The sequence below is a fragment of the Sphingomonas sp. EC-HK361 genome (genome assembly GCF_902498785.1).
Taxonomy (GTDB): Bacteria; Pseudomonadota; Alphaproteobacteria; order Sphingomonadales; family Sphingomonadaceae; genus Sphingomonas.
In genome coordinates, this window is record NZ_LR701494.1 from 914,490 (window position 1) to 935,470 (window position 20,981).

General features: G+C 66.3%; 11 protein-coding genes. 7 read left to right on the forward strand and 4 right to left on the reverse strand.

The features are described 5' to 3' along the window. Positions 1-14 precede the first annotated feature (14 nt). The 4 genes from BOS5A_RS11785 to BOS5A_RS11800 form a co-directional block, all read right to left on the reverse strand. Positions 15-1,340, reverse strand: coding sequence for an EAL domain-containing protein (locus tag BOS5A_RS11785; RefSeq protein ID WP_151955287.1), 1,326 nt, complete (start codon positions 1,338-1,340; stop codon positions 15-17). Positions 1,341-1,813: 473 nt separating this feature from the next. Next, complete coding sequence (locus BOS5A_RS11790; protein WP_151955288.1) at positions 1,814-3,298, reverse strand: flavin-containing monooxygenase; 1,485 nt, start codon at positions 3,296-3,298, stop codon at positions 1,814-1,816. 70 nt (positions 3,299-3,368) lie between these two features. After that, on the reverse strand, positions 3,369-7,586 hold the full coding sequence (locus BOS5A_RS11795; protein ID WP_151955289.1) for a translocation/assembly module TamB domain-containing protein: 4,218 nt from the start codon (positions 7,584-7,586) through the stop codon (positions 3,369-3,371). Continuing rightward, positions 7,586-9,793: an autotransporter assembly complex protein TamA gene (locus tag BOS5A_RS11800; protein ID WP_151955290.1), complete on the reverse strand. Its 2,208-nt coding sequence runs from the start codon at positions 9,791-9,793 to the stop codon at positions 7,586-7,588. Before BOS5A_RS11800 ends, BOS5A_RS11795 begins: the two co-directional genes overlap by 1 nt. A gap of 164 nt (positions 9,794-9,957) precedes the next feature. On the opposite strand from BOS5A_RS11800, the gene BOS5A_RS11805 reads away from it, so the two are divergent. From BOS5A_RS11805 to BOS5A_RS11835, 7 genes are all read left to right on the forward strand, one after another. Then, the gene (locus BOS5A_RS11805; protein ID WP_151955291.1) at positions 9,958-10,728 is read left to right on the forward strand and encodes an enoyl-CoA hydratase/isomerase family protein; all 771 of its coding nucleotides are present in this window, start codon (positions 9,958-9,960) and stop codon (positions 10,726-10,728) included. Positions 10,729-10,852: 124 nt separating this feature from the next. Beyond that, positions 10,853-12,073, forward strand: a complete 1,221-nt coding sequence (locus BOS5A_RS11810; RefSeq protein WP_234419318.1) for an efflux RND transporter periplasmic adaptor subunit — start codon at positions 10,853-10,855, stop codon at positions 12,071-12,073. Next, entirely contained in the window at positions 12,073-15,333 is a 3,261-nt protein-coding gene (locus BOS5A_RS11815; RefSeq protein ID WP_151955292.1) for an efflux RND transporter permease subunit, read from the forward strand. The genes BOS5A_RS11810 and BOS5A_RS11815 overlap by 1 nt, the downstream gene beginning before the upstream one ends. Beyond that, entirely contained in the window at positions 15,333-16,907 is a 1,575-nt protein-coding gene (locus BOS5A_RS11820; protein WP_151955293.1) for an efflux transporter outer membrane subunit, read from the forward strand. The genes BOS5A_RS11815 and BOS5A_RS11820 overlap by 1 nt, the downstream gene beginning before the upstream one ends. Positions 16,908-17,194: 287 nt before the next feature. Continuing rightward, complete coding sequence (acnA, locus tag BOS5A_RS11825; RefSeq protein ID WP_151955294.1) at positions 17,195-19,864, forward strand: aconitate hydratase AcnA; 2,670 nt, start codon at positions 17,195-17,197, stop codon at positions 19,862-19,864. Next, the gene (locus BOS5A_RS11830) at positions 19,861-20,223 is read left to right on the forward strand and encodes a GFA family protein (protein WP_151955295.1); all 363 of its coding nucleotides are present in this window, start codon (positions 19,861-19,863) and stop codon (positions 20,221-20,223) included. Before acnA ends, BOS5A_RS11830 begins: the two co-directional genes overlap by 4 nt. Before the next feature lie 114 nt (positions 20,224-20,337). Continuing rightward, complete coding sequence (locus BOS5A_RS11835) at positions 20,338-20,949, forward strand: hypothetical protein (protein ID WP_151955296.1); 612 nt, start codon at positions 20,338-20,340, stop codon at positions 20,947-20,949. Positions 20,950-20,981: the final 32 nt, after the last annotated feature.

Genomic DNA, 20,981 nt, shown 5'->3' on the forward strand with positions numbered 1-20,981 from the left:
GACCGCTCGCACTCTCAGGCCCGCTTCCAAGAGGTTGCCAGACGCCGATAGGTGTCGCGCGTTTCCCGCGACGTATCGCGATACTTCTCCTCATCCAGAAACGTCACGAGCGCGTCAAAGCCGATCGGGCGGGAGATGAGAAATCCCTGCACCATGTCGCAGCCCATGACCGTCAGCAGCGCCAGCGCCGCGTGCGTTTCCACACCTTCGGCCACGACCTCCATCTCGAGCGCATGGGCAAGGTCGATCGTCGAACGCACGATCAGCGGATCGCGATTGGAGCTGGTCAGCTGAGTCACGAACAGCTTGTCGATCTTGAGCTCGCGCGCCGGCAATTGCTTCATATAGGCAAGCGACGACAATCCGGCGCCATAGTCGTCGATCGCGATCGTCACACCGATATCGGCAAACGCCTGCAAATGGGTGATCGCGCTGGAGGGATCGCGGATGACCGACGTCTCGGTGATCTCGAACCCCAGAAGCGCGCCCGATCCTTCGACAAGCGCACAGACTTCCTGCACGAATACCGGGTCGCTCACCAGTTGACCGGAGATGTTGACGAAGACCCGGAGCGGATGCCCGATCGCGACGAGGCGGCGCTGGTCGGTTATCGCCTGGCGCAGCGTCCACAGCGTCAGCGCGCCGATGAGGTTCGCTTTTTCCGCCACCCCGATGAAGTCGCCCGGATAGACGAGCCCGCGTTCCGGGTGCCGCCACCTGACCAGCGCCTCGATACTGGTGATTTCCTGTCGCCGCACATGCACCTTGGGCTGATAGTGCAGCACGAGCTGATCTTCGCTGAGCGCGGTGGACAGCTCGGCAGCAAGGCGGCGCGTTTCGCGGGCGCTCTGGCTGCGCAGTTCGGGCGGCCCCGCCCGCTCCGCGACATGCAGGTCGAACAGCGCGATCTCGGCCTCTTCCGCCAGCCGCGTGTCATCGGCGGTCACAGCGGGCGCGCTCGCCGTGCCGAAGACCATATCGACCTGCGCCGGACGATCGCCGACCAGGATCGTCTCGTCGCAGACCTGATAAATCTCCGCCAGCATCGCATCAACGTCGCGCGCCATCGCGGCCTCGAAATCGACCTCGACCAGTCTTCGGCCGGCAACGGTGACCCGCAATCGCTCATCGACCCGCGAAATGCACTTTGCCATCTCGGCGGCGATCGACCCGGCGGCAGCGACGCCCAGATCGCGCCGCAAGGCATCGAAGTTCGCAATCTCGCCGAGCAGATGAAAACGCCACCCCGCATCGCGCAATTCGGCGGCGCGCGCTTCTACCGCATCCGCCGACAGACCGGCTGGCGTTTCGCTCGAAGGATCCTGCGCGCGCAAGCTCATGCCACCGCACTACGGCCGAATGCTTGACGATCCCTTTACGAATGGCGCGGAGCTCACCCTGCTCCGTCGCCAGGTGATGGTTAACACAATTGAGAAAAGGTTAAGAATCCCTTAACAATCGATCGCAACCCCTCGGGGCTGCCGCATAAGGGAGAAGGCAAATGCTCGCGTTCATCATCGCGCTTGTCTATGGCAACGAAATCAAGCCTTGGTAAGCGAATTTGCGTGACGAGTGGCGGGAGTCGGCCTGATTCAAGGGCTTGATGATCGCAGTGTCACTGCAATGAAGTAATTGCGGCCGATGTCTCACCGGACATCGGCCGCTTTTCATATGGGTTGATGTCGCTTCCGGCTTCGGTCCCGAATCGGCACAGATCGATGCAGCGCACGCGCGACTGGAATCGCAGCCTGAGGTTCGCCGACGCAGCTTTTCCAAAGATTGATCGGCTGCGCGACCAGCACGACCGCGCGGATTATGCCGCCTTGCGTCGCCGCTCGGGATCGGGGTTCGAGAATTCCATGCTGTCGTCGATCGACCCCAGCCGCAGCGCCATGACGTCGAGCGCGTAATTCTGGTTGAGCCGCCACGGCTTGCGAACCCCCTGCTTCGGCAGATGCGCAAGTGCGCGCTGGACGTAGCCCGAGGAGAAGCTGAGAAACGGTTCGGCCTCGACCTCGCCCGGCCGCAGGCGCGGCGTTGCCTGGCGCAGCCCGCGCTTCTTCATCACGTTGAGCAACCGGCAGACATATTGCGCGGTCAGGTCCGCCTTCAGCGTCCAGGACGCGTTGGTGTAACCGAACGTCAGCGCCAGATTGGGCACGTTCGACAGCATCATGCCCTTATATTGCAGCGTCTGCGCGAGATCGATTGCCACGCCGTCCACCGCGAACGTCATGCCGCCCGCCAGCTGCATGTCGAGTCCCGTCGCCGTCACGATGATGTCCGCGGGCAGGGTTTCGCCCGAAGCCAGCCTGATCCCCTCCGGCACGAACCGGTCGATCGTGTCGGTGACGACCGAGGCGCCGCCCGCCCGGATCGCGTCGAACAGGTCCGCGTCCGGCACCAGGCACAGTCGCTGATCCCACGGGTTGTAGCGCGGGGTGAAATGGGTCGCGACGTCGTAATCCGGCCCCAGATGCTCGCGCACCATGCCGATGATCCGGTCCTTCACGCGGGCAGGCTTCCTGCGCGCGAGACGATAGAAGAACATCCCGAAACCGACATTCTTCCACCGCGTCAGCCGGTATGCGGTCTTCGCGGGCAGCTTCGCACGCAGCCAGTTCGCGATCGGGTCCTGCGCCGGGCGTGACACGACATAGGTCGGCGAGCGCTGCAGCATCGTCACATGCGCCGCGGCCTTCGCCATTTCCGGTACGAGCGTCACCGCCGTCGCGCCGCTGCCGATCACGACGACGCGCTTGCCAGAGTAATCGAGTGCTTCGGGCCAGTGCTGCGGGTGGACGATCGCGCCCGCGAAGTCCGCCGCGCCGGCAAATTCGGGCGAATAGCCCTGCGCGTAGTTATAATAGCCGCTGCACAATGACAGGAAATTGCAGGTAAAGGTGACCGGCACGCCGTCCTTCGTCGCATGCAGCGTCCACGCGGCGTCCTCGCTCGACCATTCGGCGCGCAGGACGCGGATGCCGAACTGGATATGCCGCTCGAGATCATTCTCGCACGCCGTCTCGCGAACATACTCGCGGATCGAAGGGCCATCGGCGATCGCCTTCGCCGCGGTCCACGGCTTGAACGCATAGCCAAGCGTATGCATGTCCGAGTCGGATCGGATGCCGGGGTAGCGAAACAGGTCCCAGGTGCCGCCGATCGCGTCCCTGCTCTCCAGAATCGCGAAGCTTCGGTCGGGGCAGCGCGTCTTCAGATAATAGGCGGCGCCGATCCCGGACAAGCCGGCGCCGACGATGACGACGTCGAAATGGGCATGGGTCTGCTCGGGCATGGCGGCGATCCTCTCGCGATACCCGATATTCGATTTTTCCGTTTCGGAAAAGAACCCATCTGTGTGGGCGTCAGAAGTCCCTCGAATATTTGACCGACACATTCGACCCGCCAAACGATCCAGCCTGCGACAGGACGCTGATTGCCTTCGTCAGCGCGATCGTCAGCTGGGTCGCGGTGTAGCCCCGCGCGTCGGTGATGATCTCTATATAGATGTCATCGGTGATGTATTTGCCCGCCGCAAGGCTGGTGCCGCGTCCGCTCGCCTCATCGGCGCCCAGAATGCGCAGCCGGTCGAAACCCGTGGCCGAGCGCAGCTTGCCGAGCGGATTGAGGCCCCCGCCCGATCCGCGCAGCGAATTGAGCGCCGCCGCCAGCTGGATCGCCTCGGTCGCCGAGAGATTCTCCGGGTTCGTCCCGAACAGCAGGCGGCTGAGTACCTCGTCCTGGGGCAGCGTCGGTGTGGAGGTGAACGCGATCTGCGGGCGCATGCCCGTGCCGGTGATGTTGATGACCGCGGTGATACCATCGGTCGTCGTCGTCGCCTGGATGTTGAGATCGGGATCGGTCAGCGCGCCGCCGTTGAAGCGGATCTGCCCGCGATTGACCTCGAACCGCTTGCCCGCGAACGAATAGGTGCCGCGCACCAGATCGAGACCGCCCGAGATAACGGGCGCTGCTGACGTGCCGCCGATGCGCAGGTCCATCGACCATTCGGACTCCAGCCCCATGCCGGATACGAAGAGCTGGTTCGGCGCGCGCACGCGAAGGTCGAGCTTGAAGAGGCCCGCTGTCGTGGGCTTCGGCCGGTCGGTCGGCCTTGCTACGCGAATGTCGCTCTTGCGCCGGACGCCGGTCAGTTCGGGCACTTCGGCCTGCCCCTGCCGGATGATCTCGTAGCGGGCATTGGGGATCGAGAGGTTCCCCTTGATGAGCCCGCCGTCCGGGCCATAAGTCAGCGCGACATCGCCGCTCGCCGTCGCGCCCAGCGCATCCGATTTGGCGAGCCGCGCATTGCGCAGCTGCGCCTGGATGCTCATCGGGAAACCGCTGGCCGCGGCGAGGCCGATCGTCCCCTGCGCCGCGACGGTGCCGTCGCCCGCCCGTGCCTGGAGCCGGGTGAGCTCGAGCCGATCGTTGTTGAAACGCGCCGCGATCTGCATGTTGGTCAGGCGCGTGCCATAGGTTTCGTTGTCATAGGTCAGGTTGTCGGCGCGGATCAGTCCGTTGAGCCGCGGCGCGCCGAGCCGTCCCGAGAAATCGGCCGCGACCGCGATCGGCCCGGAAAGCTGCTGTCCCTGCAGGGCGGCCAAGCTGAACAGGACGGCGGAGGGGCCGTTGTAGCGGATTCCGCCGGAAAGCGGCGCCGCCATCAGCCGTTCGCTGATCGATGCGCCGCCGCCGAGCGGGCGCAGGGTCGCGACCATCCGCCCGACCGTCGTCGGCCCGCGCTTGATGAGCGCGCGCGCATCCGCCCCGTCGGTCGCCAGCTTGCCGACGAAGGCGATATCGACCGGCTCCGACACGGCGGCGATGCTCGACCGGGTGAAGTTCCGGATCGACAGCCTGGCGTCCGCGGTCGGCACCGCCGCGCCGGCACCCTGCACGATATCGACGCTGCCCGTCGCCTGCCCGCCGATCCCCAGATTGGGGATGATCGCGTTCACGATCGACAGGTCGAGGCTGTCCAGCCGCAGCTGCGCATTCAGCCCGCGGCCATAGCTGCCCGCGATCCGTGCCGCGCCCTTGTCGAATACGATCCGTGTCGGCGCGAGCGTATAGACGTCCCGCGCTGCGGTGATCCGCGCCGGGTTGCCGGTCTTGAAGTTGATCCCGTTTGCCTGACCCTGTGCCGCCACCAGATACTGGCTCGGCGACAGTTGCGCGTTGAGTGCGAGACGGAACGGCACACCGTTCGATCCGGTCAGCACCGCCTGTGCCGTCCCCCGTCCACCGCGATAGTCCACCTTCGCGCGCGCCGCGGAAATGACGGTGGGACCATAGCGCATGTCGGCGACCTGCGCGTCGGCGATGACCTGCGGTGCGTTCGGATAGAGGACTGCGCTGCCGCTGACGATCGCGCGGCCGATCGTGAAATCGACGGAGCCCGGAATCTTCGCGTTATAAGCGCGCGCATTGAAGTCGGCGCGCTGGTAGCCGCCCTGATTGGCGAGCACGGCCGACCCGTTAATGCCCGACCCGGCGAAGCGCACTTGCCCGGCGAACGGCCCGGCAGTCGTCTGCACGACGCGCCCCGTGATGTTCAGCCCCGCAAACACGACCTTGCGCAGATCGATCGCCAGCTGCCGCCCCGGCGTTACCAGCACATCGGCGGTGAACGGCCCATAGTTCGTGCCGCCACTCGCGGTAACGGCATAGGCCCCGCCCCGCCCAACGATTCGCGCGCGAAGGTTGACGAGCCCTACGCCGACCCCCGGCCGCGCCAGCCGCAGGTCGACCACGGGATTCGTCACGCTGCCCGTCACCCGCGCGGAAATCGGGCCATATTGCGTCGAATAGGCCTGTGCATTGACCAGCAGCCCGCCCGCGAGCGTGTAGCGCCCCGACCCGTTCGTCACCCGGAACTGTGGTGCGTTCATCCGCACGTTGCGGAACGTCACGATGCCGGCGGGATCATAGCCCACATCGGCGCGGATGACGGCGTTGCCACCCAGGAACGTGCGCGCGCCCTCGTTGAAGATCTTCGCGGTCTTCGCGACGACTCGGCCCTGAATCCCGAAGCCGTTCGGCGTCGTCACCAGCTTTGCATCGGTCACCAGGTTGACGATGCCGATCCCGTCGATCGTATAGTCGTTGATGCGGCCCTTCAGCGCGCCGGCATAGCGCCCGGTCGAGACGTTCGCGGCGATGATCGCGGTCGCGTCGATCTTGTCGGAACGGATTTTCAGATTGTCGCTCAGGATCGTCGCGCCATCGATCGCGAGATCGCCGTTGATCGCGACGTTGGTCAGCAAGCCTCCGGCGGCGGCATTCAGCCCAGTCACCCGCCTCGCGCGCGCCTTGATCGGCACGAGGATGCGCGCGCTGTCCACCCGCGCCAGACCCTCGGCATAGAGTTGCTCGACGACCATGTCGTTGAAGCCGAGCGCGGCAGCGCTGACCTTGTAGTCGACCACCGGCTGCGCGAACGCACCGTCCAGCGCGAGCACCGCGCGGACGCTTCGCCCTTTCAGATTGGGCGCGATCGCACCCGGCGTCAGCAGCTGCGCATCGACCTTGAAGTTCGAGAAACGTGAGCGACCGAGATCGACCAGCCCCTGCGCCGCCACCGCCAGCGCGTCTGATTTCAGCTGCACCTTCGTATCGGCGCGGCGCTCGTTGAGCGTCGTGTCGATCGCCACCTGCAACCCCGGCGCAGTGAGCCGCTCGACCGGGCCTTGCAGATAGAGGCCGGGATGAGTCACGCCGCGCACCTGGAAGGTACCGCTCCGGGCCGACAGGTTGAGGTCGGCGAGGCTCGATCCGCCCAGCGTCGCCAGCGCCTTGCCGCGCCAGTTGCTCCACGCGCCATTGCCGCCGATCGCGACCGCCAGCGGCGCCTTCAGCCCGCCCAGATTGGAGACAAGCCCACCGACCGGCGCACTCAGCCGCGCGTTGATCGCCAGCCGGTCCGCGTCAGGCACCGCGTCGATCTTCACCTTCAGCACGTCGCCGCCGGCGATCCCCGGCGCCCGCAGCGTGGCGGCGTCCGCCGCGATCTGCGCCCGTCTGTCGGCGATGTGCGCGCTGCCTTCGATCCGTCCGACATAGGTGCGGCCCGCGACCGGCGGCATCATCACGAAGCGATCGACCCGCAAGCGGTTCACATCGATATCAATATCGGGAAGGATCGGCGCGTTGGGATCGCTCGGCACCGCCTTCAACGCCGGGTTGCGGCGCAGCGTCACCAGCCCCGCGCTCAGCGACCGCACGTCGATATGATTGCGCGTATAGGCGAAGGGCCGCCAGTCGATATCCAGCCGCGGCGCGGTCAGGAACACGCCCTTGGGATCGCTGACCTGAACGTTCGACAGCACCATCTTGCCGTAGATCGACCCGTCGATCCGCCCGACCTTGATGTTCAGCCCCGATGCGGTCGAATAGCCGCCGAGCTGGTTCGCGATGAAGCGCCGGCCCGGATCGGTGTTCAGCCCGAACACGATCGCGACGACCAGCAGCAGCAGCGCCAGAACCGCGATGGCGATCCATTTCAGCACGCGCTGCCACAGCGGACGGCGCACCGCGACGACTTCGGTTTCGCTGGCGATCGCGGGGGCGTCCTCGGCCATCAGAATGCCTGCCCGATCGAGATGTAGAGCGCGACCTTGCCGTCACCCGGCCGCGGGTTCAGCGGCGTCGCGACGTCGACGCGCAGCGGCCCGAAATTGGTGTAGAAGCGCCCGCCGATGCCCGCGCCGTAGCGCAGGTCAGACCCCTTGGGCAGCGAGCTTTCATAGGCGTTGCCGCCATCGAAGAACGGCACGATCCCGAAATTGCCGAAGCGGTAGCGCGCCTCGATCGAGAATTCGTTCAGCGAACGCCCGCCAACCGGATCGCCATTGGGATCGAACGGCCCCAGCCGCTGATAGCCATAGCCGCGCACCGATCCGCCGCCGCCGCCATAATAGCGCCGCGACGGCGCGAGATCGTCGCGCGCGATGCCCGCGATCGAACCCGCACGCACGCGTCCGGCCAGCACGATGCTCTGCCCGACAGGATAATAGCCCGTCGCCTCCACCATCGTGCGCGCATAGGGGCTGACGCCGCCCTGCACCGACGTTTCCGGGCTGACGTTCAGCTTCAGGCGATAGCCCTTGGTGGGGTTCAGCAGATCGTTCGACCGGTCGAACAGCACCTGCCCCGGCAGCGCGAGGATGCCGTACGTCCTGCGCCGACGCTCTCCCGCGGTGAAGTCATAGACGCTCTCGTTCGTGCCGACGAGTTCGAAGCCGTAGGCGTAGGTGAATTTCTTCTGCCAGATCGGTGTCGAATCATAGCTGATCCGGCCCGAAAGCGTGCCGGTAAAGGCATCGAACGCATCGTAGTTCGAATGATTGGCCGACGCGGTGAATTGCACGGTGCGGTCACGCTTGCCTGCATTCTGGCGCCGGAACGTCGCGGACAGCCCCTGTTCCTGCGTGCCCCCGATCGCGCTCAGGATCAGCGCCCCCTCGGGCGGGAAGAGATTGCGGTGGGTGAAGTTCACCTCCGCGCGGAATCCCTCGCCGGTGCCGTAGCCGAGCAAGCCGCCGAGCGAGCGATATTTCCCCTTGGTCTGGTTGACGAGGAGATCGACCTCTTCGGTCCCGTCGGGCGCGATCCGCCCCGTTCGCTGCGGCTGCACGCCGACCCCGCTGAACACACCGGTCGCGACCAGCGCATCGCGCAGATCGTCGGTCATCCGCGAATCGTAGAGGTCCCCCGCCTTGAAGCGCGGGAACACATTCAGATGCTCCAGCCCGAACACGGGATCGCCTTGCGCCACCAGCTTGCCGAAGCTTGACCGCGGCCCCGTTTCCACGGGCAGCGTGTAGTCGCCGGTCAGCTTCTCCTCGTCGAGCAGGATATCGCGCTCGCCGACCTTGGCGAAGGGATAGCCCTGTTGCGGCAGGACGAGGCTGATGTTGGCCTCCGCGCCCTGGATCCGCGCGGCCTCGATCGGGTCGCCGGTCCTCAGCGCCAGATTCTTGCGGATGAGATCGGGCGGGGTCGTCGGGTCGGCCTGCACCACGATCTCGCCGAGCTTGTAGAGGCGCCCGGGTGTCGCACTGACGATCGCGCGGAGTTCGGTGGAATTGGGAATCGTCTCGATCGTCGAGATCGCGGTCGCGTCGTAATAGCCGAGCGACTTCATCAGCCGCACCGCCAGCGCCTCGTCCTCCTTGGCGCGTGCCGACACCTGCGTCGCGTTCGCCGCCTTGCCGCCGCCGTCCTTCAAGGCGGAGAGTCCCTTGAATTCATCGTCCAGCTTCAGCGCCTCAAGGCCCTTCACCTCCGTGACGTAGCGAATCTCCGGTGCGTCGCGGTCCTTGACGTCTGCGGCGGTTTCGAGCGGCTGGGTGTTGAACCCGCTGAGCGCGGGCAGCGGCTGGGCAAGCTCGGTCTCCTGCGCGACCGGTGCTGGCGGGACGGTCGTTGTGGCTCCGTTCACCGCGGGCGCAGCCGGGGTTCCCGGCGCAGGCGCCATCATCTGGTCGGTGGACATCGGCTCCAGCGGCGCGTTGATGTCGTCGGACAGCTTGGGCAGCGCCGCCTCGAAGTCCTTGTCGCTGACGATCGGCCCTTGCGGTTCGGTGGGTTCCGCCGGGCTGGCCGATGGCGGCGACACCTGCTCCCTGGGCGTATCCGGTCCCTTGGCGGGCGCGGTGCCGGGCTTTTGCAATTGCGCGAACGAAGACACGGGCAGCAGAACCGCCGCCACCGCCCCGATCAGACCCGTACGATACAGAAGCCGCGAACAGCGCAACCCAAACCCCTTTTTTCGCGCGCTCGCCATAATATAGCTACGCCCCCGTAAATCCTCGAACGCGTCGCACGGCAAAGGGTTTCATCCCTTTAATCAGATCGCTATCGCTTTGCGGCCAATGGACGGATCAAGGCACTCAGATCGCGTCCGATCGTCGGCGATTGGCACGTCGGCAGGGAATTGAAAAGCCGGTTATGACCAATATCACCGTTATCCGCGATGGCGCCGTCGCCAGGCTCGAGCTGAGCGCGCCGCCGCACAATCATGTCAGCGCCGCGATCGTCGGCGAGATCGCCGATGCGCTCCACGCCGTCGACGCGGACGATGCGATACGCGCTGTCGTGTTGACCAGCGCGGGTCGCGTCTTTTGCGGCGGCGCGGACCTGACGGGCGACAGGCCGCTGGAAAACGCTGAGGGCGAAAGCGAAACGCCCGAGCTTTACCGCAATGCGGTGCGCTGCTTTGCCGCGCGTAAGCCGATCGTCGCGGCCGTGCAGGGCGCAGCCGTCGGCGCCGGCCTCGGCCTCGCGCTTCTCGCCGATTTTCGTGTCGCTGCGCCAGAGGCACGTTTCTGCGCCAATTTCGTCGCGCTGGGGTTTCATGCCGGGTTCGGCATCACCCACGCCCTGCCCCGCGTCGTCGGGCTGCAGGCGGCATCGATGATGCTGATGACCGGCCGTCGCCTCAAGGGCGAGGAAGCCCTTGCGATCGGGCTCGTCGACGAGCTTGTCCCGCTCGCAGAATTGCCCGCCGCGGCGATGCGCCTTGCAAACCAGATCGCAGCCAACGCGCCGCTCGCGGTCGAGGCGACGCGTGCCACGCTGCGTGCCGGCCTGGCCGAAGCGATTGCGAAGGCGACGGATCATGAGCGCGCCGAGCAGGATCGGCTGATGAAGACGGTCGATTTTGCGGAAGGGCTGCGCGCCGTGGCCGAGCGACGCCCCGGTAACTTCTTGCGCCGCTAACCGTTTTGATCCACATCGGGCAGCATCGCTTCACTAATTGGGTTTGTGCGACGCAACCAATCGCATGCTCGTGTGTTTGCCGCCAATCGGCGCTCTGTAGGGTTCTCCAGCTTTGAACGATTTGATGAGGGCGCGTCGGCGCCGGACCGGCCTGCTTGCGGCGGTTGCGATGCTCGGGCTGACGATATCCGGGTGCGGAAGCAAGGACGCCGACAGCGCGAAGGGCGGCCGCGGCGCGCAAAGCGGCCCCGCCAATGTCGGCTATGTCGTCGTCCAGCCGACCAGCGTGCCACTGACCACCGAACTTGCCGCGCGCACCGTCGCGTATCAAAGTTCCGAAGTCCGCCCACAGGTCGCGGGCGTCATCCAGAAGCGGCTGTTCACCGAAGGCTCGATCGTCCGCAAGGGCCAGCCGCTCTACCAGATCGACCCCAGCCTCTACCGCGCGGCAGCGAACGAGGCGCGGGCAAACCTGCAAAGCGCGCGCGCCAATGCCGAGGCGACGCGCATCCAGGCGGAACGCTACAAGCCGCTCGCCGCGATGGAGGCGGTCAGCAAGCAGGATTACACGAACGCCGTCGCGCAGGCGCGCCAGGCCGCGGCGTCGGTGGCGCAGACCCGCGCCTCGCTGCAGACCGCGCAGGTCAATCTGCGCTTCACCACCGTCCCCGCCCCGATCACCGGGCGGATCGGGCGCTCGCTCTTCACCGTCGGCGCGCTCGTCACGACAAGCCAGACCGATCCGCTCGCGACGATCCAGCAGCTCGATCCGATCTATGTCGACATGCAGCAGTCGAGCAGCGACCTGCTCGCGCTGCGCCGGTCGTTGGCGGCGGGCGGCGTTGCGCCGGCCAGCGCGACGGTGCGGCTGAAGCTGGAAGACGGCAGCGACTACGGCCAGACGGGGCGCGTCGAATTTTCCGAAGTCGTGGTGGATCAGACCACCGGCACCGTCACGCTGCGCGCGCGCTTCCCGAACGCGCAAGGCTTGCTGCTGCCCGGCATGTTCGTCCGCGCGGTCTTCTCGCAGGCGATCGACACCAACGCCTTCCTCGTGCCGCAACAGGCGATTTCGCGCGATCCCAAGGGCAACGCGACGCTCTACCTGGTCGGCCCCGGCAACAAGGCCGTCCAGCGAACGGTCACCGCCGACCGCGCTCAAGGCGCGTCCTGGGTCGTGACCAAGGGGCTGAACGCCGGCGACAAGGTCATCACGCAGGGCACCGCGAACCTCAAGCCCAACGGGCCGATCAAGCCGGTACCCGCGAGTTCGCCGCAGCGGATCGAACCGCCCAAACAGGGTGACGCCAAGGGGTCCGGTCAGGCCAGCGGCAAGGCGGGCTGATGTTTTCCCGCATATTCATCGATCGCCCCATCTTCGCATGGGTACTCGCGATCATCGTCATGATGGCCGGCATCGGCGCGATCATGGGCCTGCCCATCGCGCAATATCCCGATGTCGCGCCCCCCCAGGTCTCGGTGCGCGCGACCTATCCCGGCGCTTCGGCGGAAACGATCCAGAACTCGGTCACCCAGGTCATCGAGCAGCAGCTGACCGGCATCGACGGTCTGCTGTACTTCTCGTCCTCGTCCAGCTCGCGCGGATCGGTGAGCATCACCGCGACCTTCGCCAAGGGCACCGATCCCGACATCGCGCAGGTCCAGGTCCAGAACCAGGTCCAGCAGGCTATCAGCCGCTTGCCGCAACAGGTCCAGCAGCAGGGTCTTGTCGTCCGCAAGTCCAACCCGGACTTCCTGCTGATCGTCGGCGTCTATGACCAAACCGATACGCTGACCAATCAGGATGTTTCGGACTATCTCGTCTCGAATCTGCAGGATCCGCTCGGACGCATCCAGGGCGTCGGCGATACCAACGTCTTCGGCGCGCAATATGCGATGCGCATCTGGCTCGATCCGGCGAAGCTCGCCAGCTTCCAGCTGATGCCCGGCGACGTCGTCACCGCGATCCAGAACCAGAATACCGAGGTCGCGGCGGGCGAGCTCGGCGGACAGCCCCAGCCCGACACGCAGATGCTGAACGCGACCGTCACCGCGCAGTCGCGCCTGCAGACGCCGCAGCAGTTCAAGGATATCATCCTCAAGACCCAGACCAACGGCGCAACGGTCAGAGTCAGCGATGTCGCGCGGGTCGAGCTCGGCGCGGAAAGCTACAACGCGTCGAGCCGCGTGAACCAGCATCCCGGCGCAGGCATCGCGGTGCTCCTCGCGCCAGGCGCGGATGCGCTCAAGACCGCGGAGCTGGTGAAGGCCGAGATCGCCCGCGTCTCCGCGACCTTCCCGCCAAACCTCAAGATCGCCTATGCGAGCGACACGACCGATTTCATCAAGCTGTCGATCGACGAGGTCATCAAGACGTTGTTCGAGGCGATCGTCCTCGTCGTCATCGTGATGTTCGTCTTCCTGCAAAGCTGGCGCGCCACGCTCGTTCCGGCGATCGCGGTGCCGGTCGTGCTTCTCGGCACCTTCGCAGTATTCTACGTCGCGGGGTTCTCGATCAATACGATGACGCTGTTCGGCCTCGTCCTCGCGATCGGGCTGCTCGTCGACGACGCGATCGTCGTGGTCGAGAATGTCGAGCGCCTGCTCGACGAAAACCCCGAAATGAGCCCGCGCGACGCGACGATCGAATCGATGAAGGAGATCAGCGTCGCGCTCGTCGCGATCGCGCTCGTCCTGTCAGCGGTTTTCTTGCCGATGGCGTTTTTCGGCGGATCGACGGGCGTCATCTACCGCCAGTTCTCGCTCACCATCGTGTCGGCCATGGTGTTGTCGGTGGGCGTCGCCCTCATCCTTTCCCCCGCGCTCACCTCGCACCTGCTGAAGCAACACGACCGCGACGACGACGGCAACCTCGATCACGGCTGGCTTGGCCGCAAAGCGCCTCGCGTCGCGCATGGCATCCAAGGGGCTAAGGACTGGTTCAACCGCAACTTCGATCGCGGGGTGGAAAAATACACGTCCACCGTGAAGACCATCGTCGATCGCAAATGGATCTTCCTGCTGATCTATGCCGGCGTCGTCGCGATCCTGGCGGTGCTTTTCCTTCGTCTGCCGACCGGCTTTCTCCCGACCGAGGATCAGGGCGGCGCGCTCGTCCAGTTTCAGCTGCCGGCCGGGGCGACAATGGGGCGCACGGCAGAGGTCCAGCGCCAGATCGAGAGCTACTTCGTCAAAAACGAAGGCCCGAACATCAAGACCATGTTCTCCGTCGCGGGCGGCGGCGGCGGGGGCGCTAGCGGCCAGAACACCGGCCGCGCCTTCCTTGCGCTCAACGACTGGGCGGATCGCAAGGGGAAGGAAAATGCCGCCGACGCGATCACACGCCGGGCCTCCGCCGCCTTTCGCAATTTCCGCGACGCGCAGGTCTTCGCGCTGGTGCCGCCCGCGATCCGCGGCCTTGGCCAGTCTGACGGCTTCACCGTCGAGCTCCAGAACACCGGCGGGCTGTCGCAGGAGCAGTTCAACGCCGCGCGCGACAAGCTGCTCGCACTCGCCAATCAGGACCCCGATCTCACCTCGGTCCGCCTCACCGAACTGCCCGACATCGGCACGCTGCACGTCGATATCGACCAGCAGAAACTCTCAGCGCTCGGCCTGACCCAGGCCGACGTGAACGCCACGCTGTCGACGGCCTGGGGCGGCCGCTACGTCAACGATTTCGTCGATCGCGGTCGCGTGAAGCGCGTCTATGTCCAGGGCGATGCGCCCTACCGCGCCGAGCCGTCCGACCTGAATCAATGGTTCGTCCGCGGATCGAACGGGAACATGGCGCCCTTCTCGTCCTTCGCGACAGTGGAATGGACGCAGGCACCCACGACGCTTTCGCGTTTCAACGGCATTTCCTCCTACGAATTCTCCGGCTCCGGTGCTTCGGGCAAGAGCTCGGGCGACGCGATGAATTCGATCAGCAAGCTTGCCGAGCAGATTCCCGGCACCAGCCTCGCCTGGTCCGGCCTTTCCTATCAGGAACGGCTGTCTTCGGGGCAGGCGCCGATCCTTTACGGCCTCTCGCTCCTCGTCGTCTTCCTGTGCCTCGCCGCGCTCTACGAAAGCTGGTCGATCCCGGTCGCGGTCATGCTCGTCATTCCGCTGGGGCTCGTCGGTGCGATCCTCTTCGTGACGCTCCGGGGCCTGACCAACGACGTCTATCTCCAGATCGGGCTGCTGACGACGATGGGGCTTGCGTCGAAGAACGCGATTCTGATGATCGAGTTCGCCGAGCAGGAGGAGCGCAAGGGCGCGCGTGTCATCGATGCGGCGCTCACCGCCGCGCGAATCCGTCTGCGTCCGATCCTGATGACCAGCCTCGCCTTCATCTTCGGCGTGCTGCCGCTGGCGATCTCGACCGGTGCAGGCGCGAACAGCCGAATCGCGATCGGGACGGCGGTGATCGGCGGGATGCTGACCGCGACGATCCTTGCCATCTTCTACATCCCGCTGTTCTTCATTCTCGTCCGTCGCGGCGTGCGCGATGGCCTTGCGAAGATGCGCGGGCGGCCCACCGGCTATCAGGGGCATACCGAGGACGGCGAGGTCTACGGCCCGCCTGCACCGCCCACCCAGTCAAGGCCGGAGCCCGCCTGATGCCCAACCGCGCCCGCACCGCAGCCCTCACCCTAGCACTCGCCTCCGTATCGGCGTGCAGCCTCGCGCCGACCTATGTCCGCCCGGGACTGCCGGTGCCGCCGTCCTGGCCGGTCGGCGACGCCTATCTGCGGCAGAGCGAGGCGGCGCTGCCCAGCGTCTCCTACCGCGACATTTTCCTCGATCAGCGGCTCCAGCGGATCATCGAACAGGCGCTCGCCAACAACCGCGACCTCCGCATCGCCGCCGCCAATATCGAGGCGGCGCGCGCGCAATACCGCATCCAGCGCGCCGATCTCTTTCCGCAAGTGGATGCCAATGCGAACTACAGCTATCGCGGCGGCGGCAATGGATCGATCGCCGGCAACAACGGCGCGGGGAACGGGACGGGCGGCACAGGCACGGGCGGCACAGGCACGGGCGGCACAGGCACGGGCGGCACCGGAACCGGGACGGGTTCGGTCACGACCGGCGGTGCCAGCCACAGCAATTTCTCCTTGAGCGGCGGCGTAACCGCGTTCGAGATCGACCTCTTCGGCCGCATCCGCTCGCTGACGACCGCCGCACAGGCCCGCTATTTCGAGCAGGAAGCCGCCGCCCGCGCGACCCGCCTCACCCTTGTCGGCGATATCGCGACCGCATGGTTCACCTATGCTTCCGACCAAAGCCTGCTCAAGATCGCGCAGGATACCGCGACCAGCGCCGGGCGCAGCGTGAAGCTCACCCAGGCGCGGCTGTCTGGCGGGATCGCCCCGCGCACCGATCTGCGCCAGGCGCAGCAGGTGCTGGAAACCGCCAACGCCGACCTTGCCGAGCAGAAGACCGCGCTGGCGCAGGACGTGAACGCCCTCCAGCTGCTCGTCGGCGCGCCGGTCGATGCGGCGCTGCTGCCCGCCTCGATCGAGCAGGTCGGCGGCACCGTCCGCGAACTGCCAGCCGGTCTTGATTCCGGCATCCTGCTGCGCCGCCCCGACGTGGTGCAGGCCGAATATGAGCTGCGCGCAACCAATGCGGAAATCGGCGCCGCCCGCGCGGAACTCTTCCCCCGCGTCGCGCTCACCGCACTCCTGGGTTTCGCCAGCACCGCGCTGCGCACGCTCTTCGCGGGCGGCGCGTTCAACTATTCGGTCAGCCCCAGCGCCAGCTACCCCATTTTCCGCGCCGGCGCCGGCCGCGCGGGCGTTGCCCAGACGAAGGCACAGCGCGACGCCGCGCTCGCGACCTACGAAAAGGCGATCCAGACCGCGTTCCAGGAAGTCTCCGACGCGCTGGCGCGCCGCGGCACGATCACCGATCAGCTGGCCGCGAACCAGCGCTTCGCCAGTGCTGCGCTCGACACCTATCGCCTCACCGACGCGCGCTACCGCGGCGGAATCGATACCTTCCTCACCAGCCTCGATTCCCAGCGTTCGCTCTACACTGCGCAGCGCACCCTCGTCGCGACCCAGCTCGTGAAGGCGACGAACCTCGTCGATCTCTACAAGACGCTCGGCGGCGACGCGACGCTCGACGCGCTGCCGACCGGGCCGGTGCCGCTGAGCCCGGAGCCGACGGCAGCGCCTGCGCCGCGCTAGGATTTGATCCGCGCCTAAAAATCCGTTTGGTTCGAGCAGCTTCGAGCGAAGTCGAGAAGCGTCCGTCGAGAACCCTTCTCGACTACGATCTCGATCTTCGCTCGAAGCAAACGGAAAAGAAGGCAAACAGGCCGGATAAGAGCCCCCAAAGCCGTCTCGTGCCGTCTTCCCCCACCGCGTCCCCCTTGCTAAGGCCCCCCTCGAAACCCGATTTCACACATCCGCCCGGCGTCGCGCGCGGCTTCCGCCGCCTCCCCGCTCGCCGTCGCGCAGAGGGAAGGACCCCAATGACCGCCATCGGCCAGGACACGCTCAACGCCCGCAAGACACTCGAGGCTGGCGGCAAGACCTACGACTATTACGCGCTCTCGACCGCCGAGGCGAAGTTCGGTGACATCAGCCGCCTGCCCTTCTCGATGAAGGTCCTTCTCGAGAACATGCTCCGCTTCGAGGACGGCAAGACCGTCACCGCCGACGACGTGCAGGCGATCGTCGACTGGCAGAATGAGCGCCGCAGCGACCGTGAAATCCAGTATCGACCCGCACGCGTGCTGATGCAGGATTTCACCGGCGTGCCCTGCGTCGTCGATCTCGCCGCGATGCGCGACGCGATCACGAAGCTCGGCGGCGACCCGGCGAAAATCAACCCGCAGGTCCCCGTCCATCTCGTCATCGACCATTCGGTGATGGTCGACGAATTCGGCACGCCCAGGGCGTTCGCGGACAATGTCGATCTCGAATATGCCCGTAATGCCGAGCGCTACGAGTTCCTGAAATGGGGCTCCAAGGCGCTCGACAATTTCTCGGTCGTCCCGCCCGGCACCGGCATCTGCCACCAGGTCAATCTGGAATATGTCTCGCAGGCGGTCTGGTCCTCCGAGAATGAAGGCAAGACGATCGCCTATCCCGACACGCTGGTCGGCACCGACAGCCACACCACGATGGTCAATGGCCTGGGCGTGCTCGGCTGGGGCGTCGGCGGGATCGAGGCGGAGGCGGCGATGCTCGGCCAGCCCGTCTCGATGCTGATCCCCGAAGTCGTCGGCTTCAAGCTCACCGGCGCGCTCGCCGAGGGCATCACCGCGACCGACCTCGTCCTCACCGTGACGCAGATGCTGCGCGCGAAGGGCGTCGTCGGCCGTTTCGTCGAATTCTACGGCCCCGGCCTCTCCGCGATGACCCTCGCCGACCGCGCGACGATCGCCAACATGGCGCCCGAATACGGCGCGACCTGCGGCTTCTTCCCGGTCGACGAGAAGACGATCGACTACATGCGCCTCACCGGCCGTCCGGACGAGACGATCGCGCTGGTCGAGGCCTATGCCAAGGCGCAGGGCATGTGGCGCCACGCAGATGCGGTCGATCCCGTCTTCACCGATACGCTGGAACTCGACATGGGCACCGTCGTCGCGTCGCTCGCCGGCCCGAAGCGCCCGCAGGACCGGGTCAGCCTCGGCAAGGTCGACGAGGTCTTCAACGGCGACCTCTCGAAGCTCTACGACAAGCAGCGCCCGGAGCGGGTCGCGGTCGAGGGCAAAACCCACGACATCGGCGACGGAGACGTCGTCATCGCCGCGATCACCAGCTGCACCAACACCTCCAACCCGTCGGTCCTCGTCGCCGCCGGCCTTGTCGCCCGCAAGGCGCGCGAGAAGGGCCTGACGCCGAAGCCCTGGGTCAAGACCTCGCTCGCCCCCGGATCGCAGGTCGTCACCGACTATCTCGACCGCGCCGGCCTGACCGAGGATCTGAACGCGATCGGCTTCAACCTCGTCGGCTATGGCTGCACGACGTGCATCGGCAATTCCGGCCCGCTCGCCGCGCCGATTTCGAGCGCGATCAACGACAACAACCTCGTCGCCGCCTCGGTCCTGTCGGGCAACCGCAACTTTGAAGGCCGCGTCTCGCCCGACGTGCGCGCGAACTTCCTCGCCTCGCCCCCACTCGTCGTCGCCTATGCACTGAAGGGCACGGTCACGACCGACATGGTCGAGACGCCGATCGGCCAGGGCAGCGACGGCGCCGATGTCTACCTCAAGGACATCTGGCCCTCGAACGAGGAAGTCCGCAGCGTCATGGACGCGAACATCGACGACGCGATGTTCCGCGCCCGCTACGGCAACGTCTATGCCGGCGATGCCAAGTGGCGCGAGATCCTCGTCGAGGGCTCCGATACCTATGCCTGGCGCGCCGGCTCCACCTATGTCGCCAACCCGCCTTACTTCGAAGGCATGACGATGACGCCAGCGCCCGTCACCGACATCATCGACGCCAAGCCGCTCGCGATCCTGGGCGATTCGATCACCACCGACCACATCAGTCCCGCGGGCTCGATCAAGGCGGACAGCCCCGCCGGCACGTATCTGCAGGAGCATCAGGTCGCGAAGGCCGACTTCAACAGCTACGGCGCGCGTCGCGGCAACCATGACGTGATGATGCGCGGCACCTTCGCCAACATCCGCATCCGGAACGAGATGGTCCCCGGCGTCGAAGGCGGCATGAGCCGCTACAAGGGCGAGGTCATGCCGATCTACGACGCGGCGATGCGCCACAAGGCGGACGGCACGCCGCTCGTCGTCGTCGCCGGCAAGGAATATGGCACCGGCTCCAGCCGCGACTGGGCGGCGAAGGGCACCAACCTGCTCGGCGTCCGCGCGGTGATCGTCGAAAGCTTCGAGCGTATCCACCGCTCGAACCTCGTCGGCATGGGCGTCCTGCCGCTCCAGTTCCTCGACGACTGGAACCGCGAGACGCTGAAGATGACCGGCGACGAGAGCTTCACCATCACCGGCGTCGCCGACCTGCGCCCGCGCCAGGCGGTCGAGGTGACGATGACCCGCGCCGACGGCACGGTCGAAACCTTCCTGACGCGCTGCCGGATCGATACCGTCAACGAGCTCGAATATTTCCTCAACGGCGGCATCCTCCAATATGTGCTGCGGAATCTGGCGGCATGACCGGACCGGCCGGGTCCTGCCATTGCGGCGCGATCCGGCTGCACCTGCCGCATGTCCCGAACGAGGTGACCCGCTGCAACTGCACGCTGTGCACGAAGCTCGGCACCCGCTGGGCGTATTTCCGCCCGGGCAGCGTGGCGATCGAGGGCGGGCCGATCGACGGCTATGTCCGCGCGGATGCGGTGAAGCCCAGCCTCACCACGCACCGCTGCGCGCGCTGCGGCAGCGTCACCCACTGGAGCGCGATCGGCGACCATGACCGGATGGGGGTCAACATGAACCTCTTCGACCCCGATCTCGTCGACGCGCTGCCGGTACGGACCTGCGACGGCCGCGCATGGCCCGTCGACGGACCGTGACCGAACCGGTGCCGAAACGGCACAGCGCCTGCGCCCGGCCTCTCCCCTTCGCGGGCCCGCTGCGATAGGAAGACGCTTTCGCCGCCTGATCCGCGGCGCCGGGAAGCCACGCCGATGAAGAAGCCACAGACCGTCGCGAAGCTCACCGAGCTCGGCCGCGTGCAGCTGTCGAAGACGTTCTTCCTGCGCGATTTCCTCTATTCGGACATCGCCGCGATCCACGGCCTGTCGAACATCCCCGACGATCCCGATCTCGCCATCGCTGCCGGCACGCGGCTGTGCGAGGACTTGCTGGAACCGCTGCAGGACGCCTTTGGCCGGCTTTCGATCCGCAGCGCCTATCGCTCGGCGGAGGTCAACGCGCTCGGCCATGCCAAGGGGCATAACTGCGCCTCGAACGAGCGCAGCCGCGCCGGCCACATCTGGGATCAGCGCGACGCCGCCGGCCAGATGGGCGCGACCGCCTGCATCGTCGTGCCCGCCTTCGCGAACAAGTTCACGGCAGAGGGCGATTGGAAGCGCCTCGCCTGGTGGGTGCACGACCACCTGCCCTATGCGACGATGGAGTTCTTTCCCAATCTCTGGGCGTTCAACCTCCAGTGGCACGAAAAGCCGCTCAGGATGATCTACAGCCATGTGCCGGACGCGCGCGGCTATCTGACGAAGCCGGGCATGGAAGGCCATGACTGCGACCACCGGGCAGAATGGGAGGGGATCGTTCCCTAATTTGTATCCCCGCGAAGGCGGGGATCCAGTCT

Bases quoted from the DNA above. Each gene is read 5' to 3' on its own strand.
- acnA (WP_151955294.1), top strand. From the start codon at position 17,195: ATGACCGCCATCGGCCAGGACACGCTCAACGCCCGCAAGACACTCGAG.
- BOS5A_RS11800 (WP_151955290.1), bottom strand. From the start codon at position 9,793: ATGGCGAGCGCGCGAAAAAAGGGGTTTGGGTTGCGCTGTTCGCGGCTT.
- BOS5A_RS11830 (WP_151955295.1), top strand. From the start codon at position 19,861: ATGACCGGACCGGCCGGGTCCTGCCATTGCGGCGCGATCCGGCTGCAC.
- BOS5A_RS11805 (WP_151955291.1), top strand. From the start codon at position 9,958: ATGACCAATATCACCGTTATCCGCGATGGCGCCGTCGCCAGGCTCGAG.
- BOS5A_RS11790 (WP_151955288.1), bottom strand. From the start codon at position 3,298: ATGCCCGAGCAGACCCATGCCCATTTCGACGTCGTCATCGTCGGCGCC.
- BOS5A_RS11835 (WP_151955296.1), top strand. From the start codon at position 20,338: ATGAAGAAGCCACAGACCGTCGCGAAGCTCACCGAGCTCGGCCGCGTG.
- BOS5A_RS11815 (WP_151955292.1), top strand. From the start codon at position 12,073: ATGTTTTCCCGCATATTCATCGATCGCCCCATCTTCGCATGGGTACTC.
- BOS5A_RS11810 (WP_234419318.1), top strand. From the start codon at position 10,853: ATGAGGGCGCGTCGGCGCCGGACCGGCCTGCTTGCGGCGGTTGCGATG.
- BOS5A_RS11795 (WP_151955289.1), bottom strand. From the start codon at position 7,586: ATGGCCGAGGACGCCCCCGCGATCGCCAGCGAAACCGAAGTCGTCGCG.
- BOS5A_RS11820 (WP_151955293.1), top strand. From the start codon at position 15,333: ATGCCCAACCGCGCCCGCACCGCAGCCCTCACCCTAGCACTCGCCTCC.
- BOS5A_RS11785 (WP_151955287.1), bottom strand. From the start codon at position 1,340: ATGAGCTTGCGCGCGCAGGATCCTTCGAGCGAAACGCCAGCCGGTCTG.